This window comes from Arthrobacter globiformis, assembly GCF_030818015.1.
GTDB classification, from domain to species: Bacteria; Actinomycetota; Actinomycetes; order Actinomycetales; family Micrococcaceae; genus Arthrobacter; species Arthrobacter globiformis_C.
Genome location: NZ_JAUSZX010000001.1, coordinates 3,517,108 through 3,532,470, shown reverse-complemented (window position 1 = coordinate 3,532,470; position 15,363 = coordinate 3,517,108). Strand labels below are relative to the sequence as shown.

The window sequence follows — 15,363 nt, the reverse complement described above, 5'->3', positions numbered from 1 at the left end:
CGTGCCGGACGCAGACATCCAGCTGCCGGCAGAGGTAACGGCCACCGCACTGGGACCGTGGCCGGGCCAGGATCCCGTGGAGGCCACCCGCATCATCCGCGGTGAGCTCGGCAGCCCGCACCTGCCCTTTCTGGCCGAGCTGCCTGACCGTGGCGTCGGCGCTGACGCCATAGGCCGCACCGCCTCACTCCTGGTGGATCTGGCCGTGGACGTCCAGCCGCACGGCTGGCGGATCGTTGACCGGCCCGGTCGCGACTTGGTGCGGGCAAGGTCGGCACTGTCCACGGACATCAATGTGCTGGCCGATATCGCGGGCGAAGAGGACAGCGCCGCTGAGGAATTCAAGGTCCAGCTGCGGGGCCCCCTGAGCCTGGCCGCCGGACTGCACCTCCACAACGGCGAACGGGCGCTGATCGACTATGGCGCCCGCCGCGACATCGCTGCTTCCCTCGCGGCCGGGGTTGGCGCGCACCTGGCCAAGGTGTCGGCCGCCGTTCCCGGGGCCAGGCTCGTGGTGCAGCTCGACGAACCGGACATAGCTTCCGTCCTCGCCGGCACTATTCCCACCTCCAGCGGCTACCGGACCCTGCGCTCCGTCGCCGGACAGGAAGTCACGGAGCTCTGGCGCGTGGTGATCGATGCCCTCCGCGAGGCCGGTGCCGCCGAGGTCGCCATTGCGGTGCCGGAAATCGAGGCCCCGTTCGAAAGGATCCTGTCTGCCGGCGCGGACGCCATCGCCGTTCCGCTGCGGGCCCTCACCACCCGGCAGTGGGAGCAGCTCGCGGAGGCGGTCGAAACCGGCAAGCGGCTCTGGGCCGGAGCCCTGCAGGCCGACGAACCGGGCGGCCTGCCGAAGGCATCCGCGGTTGTGGACTCTGTCCGGCGCCCGTGGCAGCAGCTCGGTCTGCCGCTGGCGGCGCTCGGCACGGTGCGGGTCACGCCGTCGGGTGGCCTTGAAAGCCAATCACCTGCCGCCGCAACGGAGGTCCTCACCCGCCTCACCCAGGTTGCCGACGGCCTGAACCAGCTCGCGCTCGGCTAAACGGGCTTGTCCGGCTATAGCTTCGCCGGTACTGCCTTAGCTTCGCCGCTCCCAGCGGTCGGGCCTGGCATACGCCGGAAGGAAGCCCGCCGAAGAATTTCCGGACGGATAGGGTTCCAGCCGGTAGTCGAAGTGGCCCGCATAAACCAGGACGAGGCCGAGCTGCGGCTGGATCACCTTCACCTGGATCCTGTGACGCCCGGTTTCCCCCGCGGCCGGGTCCCACCACTGCTCCGCGTAGGCTTTCGCGTCAAGTGCCGCTGGCAGCGGCAACCGGAGCGGGCCGAGGAACAGCCGGGATACTTCGGAGACTCCCCGCAGCCGGCCCTCGGCCGTCACACTGAGGTTGAGGTCCGTGACCAGCCGGCGGTACCGGCCCACGTAGTCCACGAGGCGGGCCTGGGTGCCCGCGCCGCCCTCTTCCACACTTGTGGTGTCCTGAAAGATCCTGGTCCCGCCGGGGAAGAATATCTCCCGCCGGGCAGTCAGGCTGGAGCGGCCGAACGGATCGAGATGCGCGTGGTTTTCGATCCGGAACGGAACGCGCTCGCCGTATTCCGGAAAGAACGCCTCCTCGCCTGCGGTCAGCCGCAGCATCGGCCGCAGCCACCGCTGCCTGCAGCCCACCACATCGAAAACACCCTCGCCCACGCCAAAGGTTCCCGAACCCGGGGCAAGCGAAAAGTACTCCTGCAGTTCCGGCTGCAGCCGGAAGAAGCCAGCACCCAGGGCCTGGCGGTAGATCGGGATACTCACGGCGGCTCCTGGCATCTGGTCTGGTGATTCGGTCTCCCGGCGGGAACTCACAGCCGTCCCGCCGCCTTGAGCCGTATATAGGCGTCGGCCAACGCCGGCGGCAGCTGGTGCGGTTCCGCGTCCACTACTTCGACGCCCAGCTGGCGGAGCTGGACACTCACGGCTTCCCGCTCGAGGAGGGCGCGTTCCGCGGCAGCCGCGCGGAACACCTGGGCCGCCGTGGTCCTGTCCCGGAGCATCTCGCCAAGCAGCGGGTCGCGGACCGACGCCACCACCACTACGTGCTGCCGGGCGAGGCGCGCCGCCATGGGAATGAGCCCTTCCTCCGGGGCGCCGCTATCCAGCGAGGTGAGCAGGACCACCAAGGAACGGTGCGCCGAAATCTCACGGACCTGGGCAGGCAACTGTGTCCAGTCCAGCTCGATGAGTTCTGCCTGCAGCGGCGCCACCGCCTGCACCAGCTGACCCAGCAGGTTGCCGCCCGCCGTCGTGCCTGCCCGGGCGCGCATCCTGCGGTCGAAGGCAAAGAAATCGACGCGGTCACCGCCGCGTTCGGCCAGGACGCCCAGCAGCAGTGCGGCCTCGATGCCGGTGTCCAGCCGGGGTTCGTCATTCACGCGCGCAGCGGCGGTCCGGGATGTGTCCAGCATGATCACCACGCGCCGGTCGCGCTCCGGCCGCCAGGTGCGCACGACGACGGCGGACCGTCTCGCCGTCGCGCGCCAGTCAATGGAACGGACATCATCGCCCCGGACATAGTCGCGCAGGGAGTCGAACTCTGTTCCGGCGCCGCGGATCTGCACTGCCGCCTTGCCGTCAAGCTCCCGCAACCGGCGCAGTTTTGACGGCAGGTGCCGCCGGGAATTGAAAGGCGGCAGCACCCGCAGCGATCCGGGAGCGTGCACCGTTTTCTGGCGGGCGGCCAGCCGGAGTGGCCCGAAGGAACGGACGGTGATGTGGGGCGCCCTGAGGTCACCCCGCCGGACGGGCCTGAGCCTGACACTCAAACGTCGCCTTTCACCGGCCGGAACCTCTGCAGCCTGGACGGGGTTTTCCGCTCCGGCGGAAGGCTGCCAGGCGTCGCGCACCATGGCTCTGAGCCTGCGCCTACCGCTGTTATGCACCGTCAGCACAGAATCCGCCGTGCCTCCAAGCGTAACGTTGGCGGGCGCTGACCTTTCCACCGAGACCTGCTGCAGTGCCGCAGCCAGCAGCACGTCCAGCAGGATCAGGGCGCCAAGCACGAGGAGCACGGCGAGCACAGTCAGCCAGCCGGGAAAGAGCAGCACCGGCGCCAGCCCGGCCGCCGCCAGGAGTACCAGCCGTCCGGAAATCGCCACGGGATCAGCGGGGGACCGGTACGGATGCCAGGATGCTGCCCAGTACGTCGTCCACCTGAACGCCGTCCATCAGGGCTTCGGGCCGGAGCGCCACGCGGTGCCGCAGGCACGGCTGGGCCAGCGCCTTGACGTCATCCGGGGTGACAAAGTCCCGGCCGGACAGCCAGGCCCAAGCCCGCGAGGTGTTGAGCAGCGCGGTTGCACCGCGCGGCGAGACACCAAGCTGGAAAGACGGGGCGGCGCGCGTGGCCCGGACCACGTCCACGATGTAGCCCAGCACCTCGGGGGACACCTCGACGGCGGCCACAGCCAGCCGCGCCCGTTCAAGTTCGTCGGCGCCAGCCACCGGGCGGATGCCGGCCGCGGCGAGGTCGCGGGGATCGAAGCCGGCGGCGTGCCTGCGGACCACCTCGATTTCGGCCGCACGGTCCGGCAAGGGCATGGTCAGCTTCAGGAGGAAGCGGTCCAGCTGGGCCTCGGGCAGCGGGTAGGTGCCCTCGTACTCCACGGGGTTTTGCGTGGCCGCCACGATGAACGGCACCGGCAGCCGGCGCGACACGCCGTCCACGGACACCTGGCGTTCTTCCATGGCCTCCAGCAGTGAGGCCTGGGTCTTGGGCGGCGTCCTGTTGATTTCGTCCGCCAGGAGCATGTTGGTGAAGACGGGGCCTTCGCGGAAGCTGAACTCTGAATTGGCGGCGTCGTACACCAACGACCCCGTGACGTCGCCGGGCATGAGGTCCGGGGTGAACTGCACGCGCTTGGTGTCCAGGCTCAGGGCAGCGGACAGGGCGCGGACCAGCAGCGTCTTGGCCACGCCGGGCACGCCTTCGAGCAGCACATGTCCGCGCGACAGGAGGGCGATCAGCATGCCGGTGACCGTGGAATCCTGGCCCACAACTGCCTTGGCCACCTCATGCCGGACGTCCAGCAGCGCCTGCCGGACCGGATCCGGCGCGTGCGGAGCGGCCATGGTGCCCACCGGCGCCTCGCCGTAGGTGCCCTGCTGGTGGCCGTTTGGCTGCTGGCTCATCTGGCCTTTACCTCTTTCTCTAGTCGGACAAGGTCCTGGGCCCAGCGGACAAGCTGGGCCTCGGTTGCGGGGCGGTGTTGCAGGATCTGCTGGATTTCGGCGGCATTGCGGTCCAGGTGCCGGGCTGCGGCGGCAGCCACGTCAGAGCCGGCCACGTCAGAAAACCCGGCTGCGGTGCCCACCCGTAGGGCCGAGGCAAGCCGGACGATGGTGCCGGCACGGAGTGTGTCCGCAGCCCGGGCAACATCGTGGGCCTCGTGGTACAGGCGGGCCCTGCCCTCGGCCGTTTCCGCGGACTTCACCACCACCGGCAGGGGTTCGAAGACCAGCGGGCCCAAGCGGCGTCCACGCCACAGCACGGCAAACAGGGCCACCACAAGGAGCCAAGGGGCCACGAACGCCGACCACGCCGGTGCAAGTTCGGCCAGGGTCTTCGGTGCGGGGTTGCCCCCGAGGTCACCGGGACCGGGCAGGTACCAGACGAGGTGTCCCTGGCTGCCCAGGGTCCGCAGGGTGAGTGCGGCGTTGCCGTTGGCGGCCAGGAACTGGTTGCTGATCACGGCCGTGCTCCCGATGACCACGAGCTTGCCGTTCTCTGCCGTGGCGTAAAGGCCCCGCGCGCCGCCGCCGGCGCCGTAGCACACGGTGCCGCCGGTGTAGAGGAAGCCTCCGTCCGCACTGATGTCACCGGCGGCCTGGGCATCGGCAACGGCGCATCCGGGCTGGAGGGTCTGCTCCGAGCCGGGGACCACCCCTGCCTGGCGGATAGTGCTGCCCAGGCCGGTCAGCGTGGCCAGGCGCGGCGAGACCACCACCAGCCGGTCAGTCGCTGCGAGCAGCCGGCGGAGCCGTTCGGGCGCAAGGAACCCGCGTTGGTCGTAGACCAGAACCGTTGAGCCGGACCCGCTGCTGCCGGCCGCACGCGCCGCTGCCAGAGTTTCGTCGAACGACGCCGTCTGTGCAACAGTGACGCCTTGCGCACCAAGGATCTGGGCCGCTGCCCTGGCCCCCTGCGGGCCGGGGTTGCGGACGGACAGTTCCTGGTTGTCAGCCCGTTGCGTCGACTGGAGTATGAGGATCACCGCAAGGGCAACGGCCATGGCAACGCCGAACAGCACTCCCGCCCGGCGCCTGCGGATCCAGCCAGTTCTCCTGCGCCGGGCCGCGACAAGAACACCGCCTGCGGGCCCGGCGCCGCCGGACGGGGCAACCGCGCCGGACGCCGGTTCCGTAGGGGCCGGTTCCGTGCGGCCGGGTTCGGTGCGGGGGAGATGCGTCACCTGGGCACCGCCAGTCCGCCGGGTCCGGCCTCCGCGTAGGAAGGCGTGAGCCTTTCCAGAGTCGAGTCCAGCTCAACCATCGCGGCATAGTCGGCTGCCAGGGCGCTCCCGCTGCCGTAGCGGACAGCGTCGAAGATGCGGGAAGCGGCGTCGAGTCTGTCGCTGGCCGAGGGAAACGCGCTCGTCAGCTGTCCGGCCGCCTCGTCGGCTGTCCGGCCAGGCTGGGGCTCCAGGACGGCCCGGTCCTCGGCGGAAATCACCAGCGCGCGGAACTGTTCGACGACGGCGGCCGCCCAGTCGCCGCGGGCTGCTGCGGCTTTGGCACGTCCCCGGTGGTCGGCTGCCGTCGTGGCTGCCTCGGCGCCGAAGATCTCCTTCGGTTCGCGGCGGCGGGCATTCAGCCGGGGCCGGGCGAGGATGATGGCCACGCCCACCAGGATGGCGATGCCCAGGCCGATGAAGGGCGCCACCGGAGGTCCATCGGCCGGGAACTGGCCATCGGTCACGGACTGCAGCCAGTCGAGGAACTGCTGCCAGACTGTTTCCAGCCAGCCGGGTGCCGCCTCCCGGTACTCGCGTTTGGAGAGCTCCTCCGCCGCCCAGCGGCGCGCTTCGTCCCGGTCAGGCTGTACCGGCGGTTCCAGGGTTCGCTGCAGCAGCGCCGTGGCGCGCCGCAGGCCCGGGAGGAGGCCGACGGTGATCATCCCGGCATCGTTGGCGGCCCCGGGGGCGGCGGCCAGCCTGCTGAATTTCCGTGAGGCCCAAATTGGTGGGGCCCGGGTTGGTATGAGCCTTCTTGGTGAAGCCCCGGCTGGTAGGCCCCGGGCTGGGAAGGCCTGCTGTTCCGGCCCGAGCTGTAGACGGGCACGCCCCGGCCCGGGATGCCTCCGTCGTCGTTCCCGGTTTCCAGCAGCCGGAGCAGAGCGATATCCAGTCCGTCGTTGCGCATCCGCAAATCCATATAAAGCAAGGCCATGACCGATGTCTGGAAGGCGAACGCCACGGCGCCGACGGCGGCAGACACAACCGCCGTGGCCACACCGACCAACACCTGCAGGGTGGCCACCTGGCTGGCAGGGTCCTGGGGGCCGGCGACGGTGGTGAGCAGCCCGGAGAGCAGACTGACCGGGATGAGGACGATCTGGCCAATAATGCCCACGAGCAGCGACACCACGAGGACGATGCCGAGGACCCGCCACCAGCTTCCCCGGGTAACGGCCCAGGAACGCCGGATACCGTCCAGCGCTCCCACGTCCTCGACGACGATGACCGCAGGTGCGACCGTCAGCTTGACGGACACCCAGATCATGGCTGCAATAAAGGCCAGGAACAGCGGAACCACTATGACCAGCGACCCCGTGCCCATCGAATTGGCCAGCAGCGCGGTGGCCAGCACGATGAGGGCCGTCGCCAGCAGCACGGCTGCCACTCCGATCCCGGCCAGGCGAACCAGCGCCCAGGCCCGGCCGCGTGCCAGCAGCCACATCTGCCGGAACCCGGTGTGCCGGTTGAGGATGGACCTGGCCACCGGGACTACCATGGCCCCCTGCATCACCACGGAGATAAACACGGACACCAGGCCGAAAAGTACGAAGCCGCCCGCCACACCCGCGACGAGGCTGGTCATCTCGGAAGTGCTGAGGTTCGCCAGCCAGGCCTCCGCGGAGGCATCGGAGGCCGGGGCGACCAGCGGGACAACGCCGGCGATCACGGCGCCCAGCGCCTGGGCCAGCAGGCCTGCCCCGAGCATCGCTTTGGGATTCCGCCGGATCGTCTGGAAGGCGCCGTCCATGATTTCGCCGAACATCAGCGGCCGCAGCGGCACCACACCGGGCTTCGGCGGGGTCGCGTACACGGGATAGGGAACGGCGGGATAGGTGCCGGGCTGGTAGGGCCCAGGATGCTGGCCGCCCCACTGCGGGGCTGCGCCCCAAGCCTGCTGCGCCGGTGGAGCCCACGGCGTGTGGGGCTGGCCGGTGTTCTGGGCGGTGTTTCCGGCGGCGGGCTGCGGTGGCAGGCGGTCCGGAGGCAGTTGCCCGTATGAGGAGGGTTCGGGTGGGCGGGGTTCAGGCGGCGTTTGTCCGGACGGCGGGTGCTGTGGATCCTGCTCTGACAACCTGTTCCTCCCCAAGGTGCACACCGGCCAACGGCCGGGCACCTCCAGACTATAGTTCCGCCGTCGGGCATCCTAGCTTCCGGGCCTGTTGGCGCCCAGCGCATCCGCATGTGCCGTGCCAGGTCCCCGGGCACGCGCCCCGCCGAAAACTCCATCAATAGGACAAAGCAACGGCAATAAGGGAACATATAACTATGAAGGCACGCATTCTGGTGGTTGATGATGACGAGGCGCTCGCAGAAATGATCGGCATTGTCCTGCGCAACGACGGCTTTGAGCCCGTCTTCTGCGCGGACGGCGGACAGGCTCTGGACGTCTTTCGCTCGTCAAAGCCGGATCTCGTGCTTCTCGACCTGATGCTGCCGGGAACGGACGGCATCGAGGTATGCCGGCAGATCCGTTCCGAGTCGGACGTTCCGATCGTCATGCTGACGGCCAAGTCGGACACCTCCGATGTGGTCAGGGGACTGGAATCAGGTGCCGACGATTACGTGCCCAAGCCCTTCAAGCCGGCAGAGCTCGTTGCCCGCGTGCGGGCGCGCCTGCGCCCCGGTGACCAGAAGGCGCCCGAGACGCTGCGTATCGCGGACATCACGATCGACGTCGCCGGCCACCTCGTGAGCCGCGGGGATGAGCGGATTTCGCTGACCCCCCTCGAATTCGATCTCCTGGTTGCCCTGGCGCGCAAGCCCTGGCAGGTTTTCACCCGTGAGCTGCTCCTGGAGCAGGTCTGGGGTTACCGCCACGCGGCTGACACCCGGCTGGTCAATGTCCATGTCCAGCGACTGAGGTCCAAGATTGAACGTGATCCGGAAGCCCCGGAAGTTGTAATGACGGTTCGTGGTGTCGGCTACAAAGCAGGGTCCTGAGCCCCAGGGCCAAAATCCCGCTGAGGCGCCCGTGGGATCCGGTTCCGAAACCCGCGGAAGCGCTCCCGTGGCGGAGCATGCCCAGGACGGTTCACGCAAACCCGGTTCCCGTCCCCTCCCGGAGCACACCGACGCCTTTGGTGCCGGGCTCGCGCGGCTGCCTTCGCAGGCACGGATCTGGCGGCGCCGCGCACTCATCGTCGTGCTACGGGTCGCCCGCCTGGTGCGCACCGGCGTCGACCGCATCTTTCCCGGCATCCGGTATCTGCTGTATTCCCTGCGGCGGCGGTGGCGCCGGTCGCTGCAGTTCCGCACCGTCCTGACCACCCTGCTGCTGTCCATTAGTTCGTTCGCGATCGTCGGCGCCTACCTGTCCAACCAGATTGCAAACAACCTGTTCCAGGAACGGCTGACGCAGGCGGAGTCCGAGACCCGTTACAACGTCAAGCAGGTGCAGGACACGTTCGACGGCGCTCAGGTCACCGACCAGTCCAGCGTGATCACCCTTGTCTACGACACCCTGAACGCCGTGGAGGGCAAGGGCTCGGTGATCCAGCGCCGCTACGTGTTTGAGGCGATGCCGGAGCAGACCAAGCCCCGCAACCGGTGGGTGGAGTCGCGCGCGTCCGACCAGCTGACCATCAGCGTCATACCGCCGGACCTCCGGAAGGCAGTCCAGGATTCCGGCAAGGAACAGTTCTGGGCGTCCACGGAATTCCCGGTGGGGACCGAAGACAGGCCAGGCATCGCCGTCGGGAACAAGGTCACCTTCAACGGCACTGTTTATGAGCTCTACCTGATCTACGACCTCAACACCGCGCAGCAGACCCTGAACGAAATCCAGAATGTCCTCTGGGCCGGCGGCGCTGCGCTGATCCTCATGATCGGCGCCATCGCCTGGTACGTCACCCGCAATGTGGTGAGCCCAGTCAGTCACGCCGCCGTGGTGTCGGAAAAGCTGGCAGCAGGCCAGTTGCAGGAACGCATGGTGGTCAAAGGGGAGGACGAGGTGGCACGCCTCGGGGCGTCGTTCAACCACATGGCAGCGAGCCTGCAGGAGCAGATCACGCAGCTGGCCACGCTGTCACAGATGCAGCAGCGGTTCGTTTCCGACGTATCCCATGAGCTCCGCACCCCGCTCACCACTGTCCGGATGGCCGCAGAGGTGCTGTACGACGCCCGTGACGACTTCGACCCCATAAACAAGAGATCGGCTGAGCTGCTCTATAACCAGGTGGAGAGGTTCCAGTCGCTGCTGGCGGACCTGCTGGAAATTTCCAGGTTCGACGCCGGCGTCGCCATGCTCGATGCCGAGGCTACGGATATCGTCCAGCTCATCTCGCATGTGATGGAGGGCGCGGTCCCTGTCGCCGAAGAGTACGGTTCGAAGATGATGCTGAGTGCGCCGGAAGGCAGCGTCGTGGTGGAAATGGACTCCCGCCGCATCGACCGGATTCTGCGGAACCTGATTCTGAACGCCCTCGAACACGGCGAAGGCCGGCCCGTCCATATCTCTGTCGCCTCCAATGCGGACGCCGTCGCGGTCACCGTCAGGGACCACGGCATCGGCATGAGTCCCGCCGAGGCGGCACGGGTGTTCGACCGTTTCTGGCGCGCCGACCCCGCCCGGGCCCGCACCACGGGCGGCAGCGGGCTGGGCCTGTCCATTGCGACCGAGGACACCAAACTGCACAACGGCTGGCTGCAGGCCTGGGGAAACACCGGCGTCGGCTCCAGCTTCAGGCTCACGCTCCCGCTCAAACAGGGCGGAACCATCACAAAGTCGCCGCTGCCGCTTGAGCCTGCAGACGTGGGACTCGGCAGCCCCGGCGGCCACAGCGTCCTTTTCCTGGGCCCGGGCGCCACCGCCGCGCCCAAGGACTCCGTGTTGGCGGAGTCTGCTGCGGAGCCACCTGCCGCGGACTCAGCAGCGGCAGGTGGCTCCGCCTTTGGCGCTGCGCCGGAGAGGGAGGCCGGGCGGGCTGCGGCTGCCGGGGCGGGCACACCGGAGGCGGCGCGCACGGGGGAGCGTTCGTGAGCCGGGTGCGCCGGGCGGTCCGCGGACTGGCCGCGGGGCTGCTCGCCGTCATTCTGCTGTTCCTGGCATCCTGCGCCCAGATTCCGCGGTCCGGCCCCGTTGGAAGGAGCACGGACGAAAGCGCCGGAAATCCCAACGCCCCGGTGTTCTTTCCCGTCGCTCCGCGCACCGGTTCCAGTCCCGAAGCGGTCATTGAGGACTTCTACCTGGCAGGCAGCGGGTACGAGGACGACTATGCCGTTGCGCGGCAGTACCTGACGCAGGCTTCATCGGTGGCCTGGAAACCGGACCAGCGAACGCTGGTGTTCCGCTCCGAGCGCGTGGTGAAGACCGGCGTCGAGGGCGTCTACAACTACGAACTGGACGTCGCGTATTCAGTGGATTCCGACGGCGTCGCCACTCAGATGCCGGAAGGAACCAAGGAAAGCATCCCGGTGACGCTGGTGCAGGTTGACGGCGAATGGCGCATCTCCAAGATCCCCGACGGCACTGCGATTCCCGAGGAGACCTTCAAGGTCATCTACGGCGCCTACCCGATATATTTCTACGACCCCAGCTTCACGTATGCCGTTCCGGATGTCCGCTGGTTCATTAAAAAGAAGACAGTGAAATCCATGACGAGCGCCCTGCTCGGCGGACCCGCCCCGTATCTGAAGGGCGCCGTCGTCAGTGCGTTCCCGTCCGGCATGAAACTTGCCAGGGAGTCAGTGCCCGTCGTTTCGGGCGCAGCCCAGGTGGACTTGTCGGCCAAGGAGCTGACCGACGCGTCCACCGAGGACAGGCTCAGGATGCAGACACAGCTGGCCCTCACGTTCCGCAGCCAGCCGGACGTCATCAACGTCGAGCTTCGGGCCAACCAAGACCTCGTCCGGGTGGAGGACAACGGCTCCGTGCTGCCGCCGGTCCAGAACAGAAATGTTCCCGCGCGCCAGATCGCCGTCAGCAACAACGAGCTGGTGCGGTACGAGAACAACAGGGTGTCACCGTTGCCCGACATGCAGCCGGTGGCGGCGCTGAAACCGCGTTCGCCGGCCGAGTCGCCCGTCTCGCAGACCGTGGCGTTCCTGAACGGCAGCCGCAGCACCCTCTATTCGATGGTGCCCGGCCAGCCCGCGCGTGCCCTGACCACCCGCAGCACGCTGACGCACCCGTCGTTCAGCCTGCACGACTGGCTGTGGACCGCGGGGCCGGGCGCCCAGGGCGTCACGGAGCTGACCGCCTTCCGGCCCACGGGAATAGCCCAGGGTGCGGCGGTGCCTTCCGTAACCCTGACGCCGTCCTGGCTGGCCGGGCGCACGGTTAAGGACTTCCGGGTTTCCCGGGAAGGTGTCCGTGCACTGGTCATCTCCGAGCAGAGCGGCACTACGCGGGTGCAGGTGACGGGGATCATCCGGGGTGCTGATGGCACTCCAAAGGAACTGACCGCGCCCATCACGCTGCAGGCGAGCGGCAACCCGGACCAGGGAGTGTGGGTGAATGACACCACGGCTGTGGTCATGAAGGGCGACGACACGGCGAACGTTACTCCCGAACTGCTGTCCCTCACCTCGTCGCAGCCGCAGAAGCTTGCACCGTGGCCGGGCCTGGTCGCCCTCAGCGCCGGCAACGGTCCCGAGGAGATCTATGCCCAGTCCAGGGACGGCATCTTCCAGAGGCTCGGAAATGGGTGGTCGGCGCAGCTCAGGGGACCCACGGACCCGTCCTTCCCCGGCTGACGGTTCTCCGGTCCTTCCTGCGTGCGGCATTTTCCACATGGAGGCCGCGGGCCCTTTTGCTGGCCGGCTCCGGCGCCGCACCCTTGAATCGTGGGGAGTTATAGGACAGGCGACGGGCAGAGGACTTCGGCAGATCCCGATCTCCTGGCCCAGCCGTTGTGGCACGCCCGCCACCGCGGGGAGCACCGGCAGCGCCTCCTGCAGGCCTGGGACCTGCTGGCCAGGGCCGCGGCCGACATCGTGGCCCTGGCGATGCCCGTGGAGTGCGTCTGCTGCGGCAAGGAGGATCTGGCGCTGTGTGCCGGCTGCGAGCGCAGGCTCCGGATGCTCACCCGGCATCCCTTTCGGGCGGAGACCGGGGCACCGGCGCTCATGGACACCGACGGCTCCGTGATCCTGCCGGTAGTTGCAGCGGGCATCTACCGCGAGGAGCTCTCCCAATCCATCCTGGCCTTCAAGCGGCACGGCCAGGGTCAGCTGCGAAGCGTGCTGTCGAAGGTACTGGCCGGCGCGCTTGCAGCAGCATATGCGGGAACGGACGGCGTGGTCCTCATTCCGGTCCCAACCAGTGGCAGCGCGTACCGGAAACGCGGTTTCAGTCCCGTTCACTTGCTGTTGGCCGGCGTCGGGCGGAGCTTCAACGACCGTCACGTCGGATGCAGTGATGCGCTGCGCAAAGTCAGGAACCCCCGAGCCGGAGGTGGCCTGTCCGGAGGGCAGAAGGGACTTGGCAGGGGAGACAGGTCCCGAAGGGTCCGCGGCTCCATGCGCACCGCGCGCGGCACCCGCGGACACTCGCTGCGGGGAAGGCAGTGCATCATCGTCGACGACGTACTGACCACCGGCGCCACCCTGGCGGAAGCCGCCCGGGCCATCCACGAAGCCGGCGGAATTGTGCGCGGCGCCGTGGTCCTTGCCGCCACCCGTGCACCCGATGCGGCGGCAGCCCCGGCGCAGTCGCGGCATCCGGGGACTGCCTGGGGCCTACCTGAGACATAGAAAAAAATAAACTGCGAAAGGATGAATAACTTGTTGCTATGAACTAACGTCGGATATGGGTACCAAGAACAGTTGTACCTTTCGATAGCGGCTCGGAAAGGGGCTCGACTGTCAATCAGATCGTCCCCCGGAAGTGCCGCCGTCGTGTCACCGAAGTCATTTGGAGGGCACCATGGAGTTCATGATCAGCGGACGAAATCTGACGGTCTCGGACCGATTCCGCGAATATGCCGGCGAGAAGATCTCGAAGATCGAATCGCTTGGGGACAAGGTCCAGAGGGTCGACGCGAAGGTTTCAAAGGAAACAAATGCGCGGCAGACCGGTGACCAGCTCACGGTTGAAGTGACAGTCCTGGGCCGCGGCCCCGTGATCCGTGCCGAAGCAAGCGCCGCAGATAAGTTCGCCGCGTTCGACCTCGCCTACAACAAGCTGCTTGAGCGGCTGCGCAGGGCCAAGGACCGCAAGAAGGTCCACCACGGGCGGCATACGCCCAAGGCCGTACGCGAGGCAACTGCAACGCTGGAGCCCGCGAGCTCCAACCAGCCGATCTATGTCGAAGCGAGCAATAACAGCCAGACCGCTCCGGAACCCGCTGAGAAATCGCCGTACGATGTCGACAACGACATTCCCGCCGGCGACTCGCCGGTGCTGATTCGGCGCAAAGTGTTCCCGGCCGCGTCCCTCACCCTTGACGACGCCGTGGACAACATGGAACTTATCGGTCACGACTTTTACCTTTTCGTGGACAAGGCCACGAACGCTCCATCGGTTGTGTACCGTCGCCGCGGCTGGACATACGGGGTTATCACCCTGGACCACTACTGCGAACCCGGCGAAAACACGCATGAGGAGAAAATCCTTGCGTACCGCTCGGACGACGCGGCCGCAACTGCATAAGATGGAGCCCAGGCAACGAAAGGGCTGACATGGGTGCATCGCTGAGCCTCTCGCAGGCCCGGCGGATCGCACTGGCAGCCCAGGGACTGGACAAAGGACGGCCCGCCGGCCCCGTGACCTCACGGGCGGTGGGCCGGACCTTTGCCCGGATCCAACTCGTCCAGATCGATTCCGTCAACGTTCTGGCCCGGAGCCACTTCCTCCCGTTCTTTTCCAGGCTCGGCGACTACGACCGCTCCATCCTCCAGCAAATGGCAGGCAGGCACCCGCGGCGAATGCTGGAGTACTGGGCCCACGAAGCCAGCTACATCCGCCCGGAACACTTCCTGGACCTGGTGGTGTGGCAGAACCGCAAGTGGGTTGGGGCGGCAGGGATGGACCCCGGGCTGCGCTCCGGTGTAACTGGCCGGGTCCTTGATGCGCTCGCCGACGGCAGGCCCATGACCGCCGCCGAACTCACCGCCAGGCTCGGGCACGTGGAAGACCGCAAGCACGTCAACTGGGGCTGGAACTGGAACGCCGTCAAACGGGTGCTGGAGCACCTGTTTGAAGAGGGAGTCGTCTCATCGGCGTCAAGGACGGACCAGTTCGAACGGCAGTATGCCCTGACCCGCCAGGTTTTGCCCGGGCATGACCTCGACGCGATACCGGATCCCGCGGCCGCCATGGACCGGCTCATCGATGCTGCGGCGCAGGCCCACGGGATCGGGACGGTGCGGTGTTTCGCCGACTACTTCAGGACTCCGGTAAAGGCAGCTGCTGCCTCGGTTCAGCGCCTCGTTGATGCCGGGCGCCTGGAACCGGTGACAGTGGCAGGCTGGGACCGGAAGGTGTACCGCCACGCCCAGGCCCGGCTGCCGCGCCAGGCTGCCGGCAGGGCGCTACTCAGCCCATTCGATTCGCTGGTGTTTGAACGGCGCAGGCTCGAAGAGCTCTTCGGATTTCATTACCGCATCGAGATTTACACCCCGGTGGCAAAACGGCGCTTCGGCTACTATGTGCTTCCGTTCCTGCTCCGCGACCGCATTGTGGCAAGAGTGGATCTTAAGGCTGACCGGGCCGCGGGCCTGTTGCTTGCCAAGGCGTGCTTCGGTGAGCCGGACGCTCCGGCGGACACCGCCGTCGAACTCGCCGCTGAGCTGCAGCTGATGGCAGGCTGGCTGGGACTGGACGGCGTAGCGGTCTTGCCGGTGGGGGATCTTGCTCCCGCGGTCGCGGTCGCGGTCAACGGCTATCCGCTGTGAGGGAACAGGGCAACGTGCCATGCGTCTCTCCCG

At 67.6% G+C, this 15,363-nt stretch carries 13 protein-coding genes; 7 read left to right on the top strand and 6 right to left on the bottom strand.

Annotation, left to right across the window (positions count from 1 at the left end; genetic code table 11):
* The first annotated feature begins 1 nt into the window (after position 1).
* Entirely contained in the window at positions 2–1,042 is a 1,041-nt protein-coding gene (locus QFZ23_RS16520) for a hypothetical protein (protein WP_306924520.1), read from the top strand.
* 36 nt (positions 1,043–1,078) lie between these two features.
* Here the strand turns inward: QFZ23_RS16520 and QFZ23_RS16515 are convergent, their stop codons facing one another.
* Genes QFZ23_RS16515 through QFZ23_RS16490 form a run of 6 tightly spaced genes read right to left on the bottom strand, consistent with a single transcriptional unit; the run spans position 1,079 to position 7,567 of the window.
* Positions 1,079–1,798: a DUF4166 domain-containing protein gene (locus tag QFZ23_RS16515; RefSeq protein WP_306924519.1), complete on the bottom strand. Its 720-nt coding sequence runs from the start codon at positions 1,796–1,798 to the stop codon at positions 1,079–1,081.
* Between the two features lie 47 nt (positions 1,799–1,845).
* Positions 1,846–3,138, bottom strand: a complete 1,293-nt coding sequence (locus tag QFZ23_RS16510) for a DUF58 domain-containing protein (RefSeq protein WP_306924517.1) — start codon at positions 3,136–3,138, stop codon at positions 1,846–1,848.
* Between the two features lie 4 nt (positions 3,139–3,142).
* Positions 3,143–4,111 (bottom strand): AAA family ATPase, encoded by a 969-nt coding sequence (locus tag QFZ23_RS16505; protein WP_306926902.1) that lies wholly within the window; start codon positions 4,109–4,111, stop codon positions 3,143–3,145.
* Between the two features lie 56 nt (positions 4,112–4,167).
* Positions 4,168–5,451, bottom strand: coding sequence for a DUF4350 domain-containing protein (locus QFZ23_RS16500; RefSeq protein ID WP_306924515.1), 1,284 nt, complete (start codon positions 5,449–5,451; stop codon positions 4,168–4,170).
* Positions 5,448–6,155 (bottom strand): DUF4129 domain-containing protein, encoded by a 708-nt coding sequence (locus QFZ23_RS16495; RefSeq protein WP_306924513.1) that lies wholly within the window; start codon positions 6,153–6,155, stop codon positions 5,448–5,450. Before QFZ23_RS16495 ends, QFZ23_RS16500 begins: the two co-directional genes overlap by 4 nt.
* Positions 6,152–7,567, bottom strand: coding sequence for a hypothetical protein (locus QFZ23_RS16490; RefSeq protein ID WP_306924512.1), 1,416 nt, complete (start codon positions 7,565–7,567; stop codon positions 6,152–6,154). The genes QFZ23_RS16495 and QFZ23_RS16490 overlap by 4 nt, the downstream gene beginning before the upstream one ends.
* A 194-nt stretch (positions 7,568–7,761) precedes the next feature.
* On the opposite strand from QFZ23_RS16490, the gene mtrA reads away from it, so the two are divergent.
* From mtrA to QFZ23_RS16460, 6 genes are all read left to right on the top strand, one after another.
* Positions 7,762–8,436 (top strand): MtrAB system response regulator MtrA, encoded by a 675-nt coding sequence (gene mtrA / locus QFZ23_RS16485; RefSeq protein ID WP_003804986.1) that lies wholly within the window; start codon positions 7,762–7,764, stop codon positions 8,434–8,436.
* A 157-nt stretch (positions 8,437–8,593) separates the two neighbouring features.
* Positions 8,594–10,474: an MtrAB system histidine kinase MtrB gene (gene mtrB / locus QFZ23_RS16480; RefSeq protein WP_373427946.1), complete on the top strand. Its 1,881-nt coding sequence runs from the start codon at positions 8,594–8,596 to the stop codon at positions 10,472–10,474.
* 5 nt (positions 10,475–10,479) lie between these two features.
* A complete protein-coding gene (locus tag QFZ23_RS16475) occupies positions 10,480–12,189 on the top strand; it encodes an LpqB family beta-propeller domain-containing protein (protein ID WP_306926900.1) in 1,710 nt (569 codons plus the stop codon).
* A gap of 90 nt (positions 12,190–12,279) precedes the next feature.
* Positions 12,280–13,188 (top strand): ComF family protein, encoded by a 909-nt coding sequence (locus QFZ23_RS16470; RefSeq protein WP_306924508.1) that lies wholly within the window; start codon positions 12,280–12,282, stop codon positions 13,186–13,188.
* Between the two features lie 172 nt (positions 13,189–13,360).
* The gene (hpf, locus tag QFZ23_RS16465; RefSeq protein WP_306924505.1) at positions 13,361–14,086 is read left to right on the top strand and encodes a ribosome hibernation-promoting factor, HPF/YfiA family; all 726 of its coding nucleotides are present in this window, start codon (positions 13,361–13,363) and stop codon (positions 14,084–14,086) included.
* Positions 14,087–14,115: 29 nt separating this feature from the next.
* Positions 14,116–15,330 carry a winged helix-turn-helix domain-containing protein gene (locus tag QFZ23_RS16460; RefSeq protein WP_306924504.1) on the top strand — a complete coding sequence of 405 codons (1,215 nt, stop codon included), beginning with the start codon at positions 14,116–14,118 and terminating at the stop codon, positions 15,328–15,330.
* Positions 15,331–15,363: the final 33 nt, after the last annotated feature.

What these genes read in the sequence shown, in the direction of transcription:
- QFZ23_RS16460 (WP_306924504.1), top strand. Translation starts at nt 14,116, where the DNA reads ATGGGTGCATCGCTGAGCCTCTCGCAGGCCCGGCGGATCGCACTGGCA.
- hpf (WP_306924505.1), top strand. Translation starts at nt 13,361, where the DNA reads ATGGAGTTCATGATCAGCGGACGAAATCTGACGGTCTCGGACCGATTC.
- QFZ23_RS16505 (WP_306926902.1), bottom strand. Translation starts at nt 4,111, where the DNA reads ATGGCCGCTCCGCACGCGCCGGATCCGGTCCGGCAGGCGCTGCTGGAC.
- mtrA (WP_003804986.1), top strand. Translation starts at nt 7,762, where the DNA reads ATGAAGGCACGCATTCTGGTGGTTGATGATGACGAGGCGCTCGCAGAA.
- QFZ23_RS16495 (WP_306924513.1), bottom strand. Translation starts at nt 6,155, where the DNA reads ATGATCACCGTCGGCCTCCTCCCGGGCCTGCGGCGCGCCACGGCGCTG.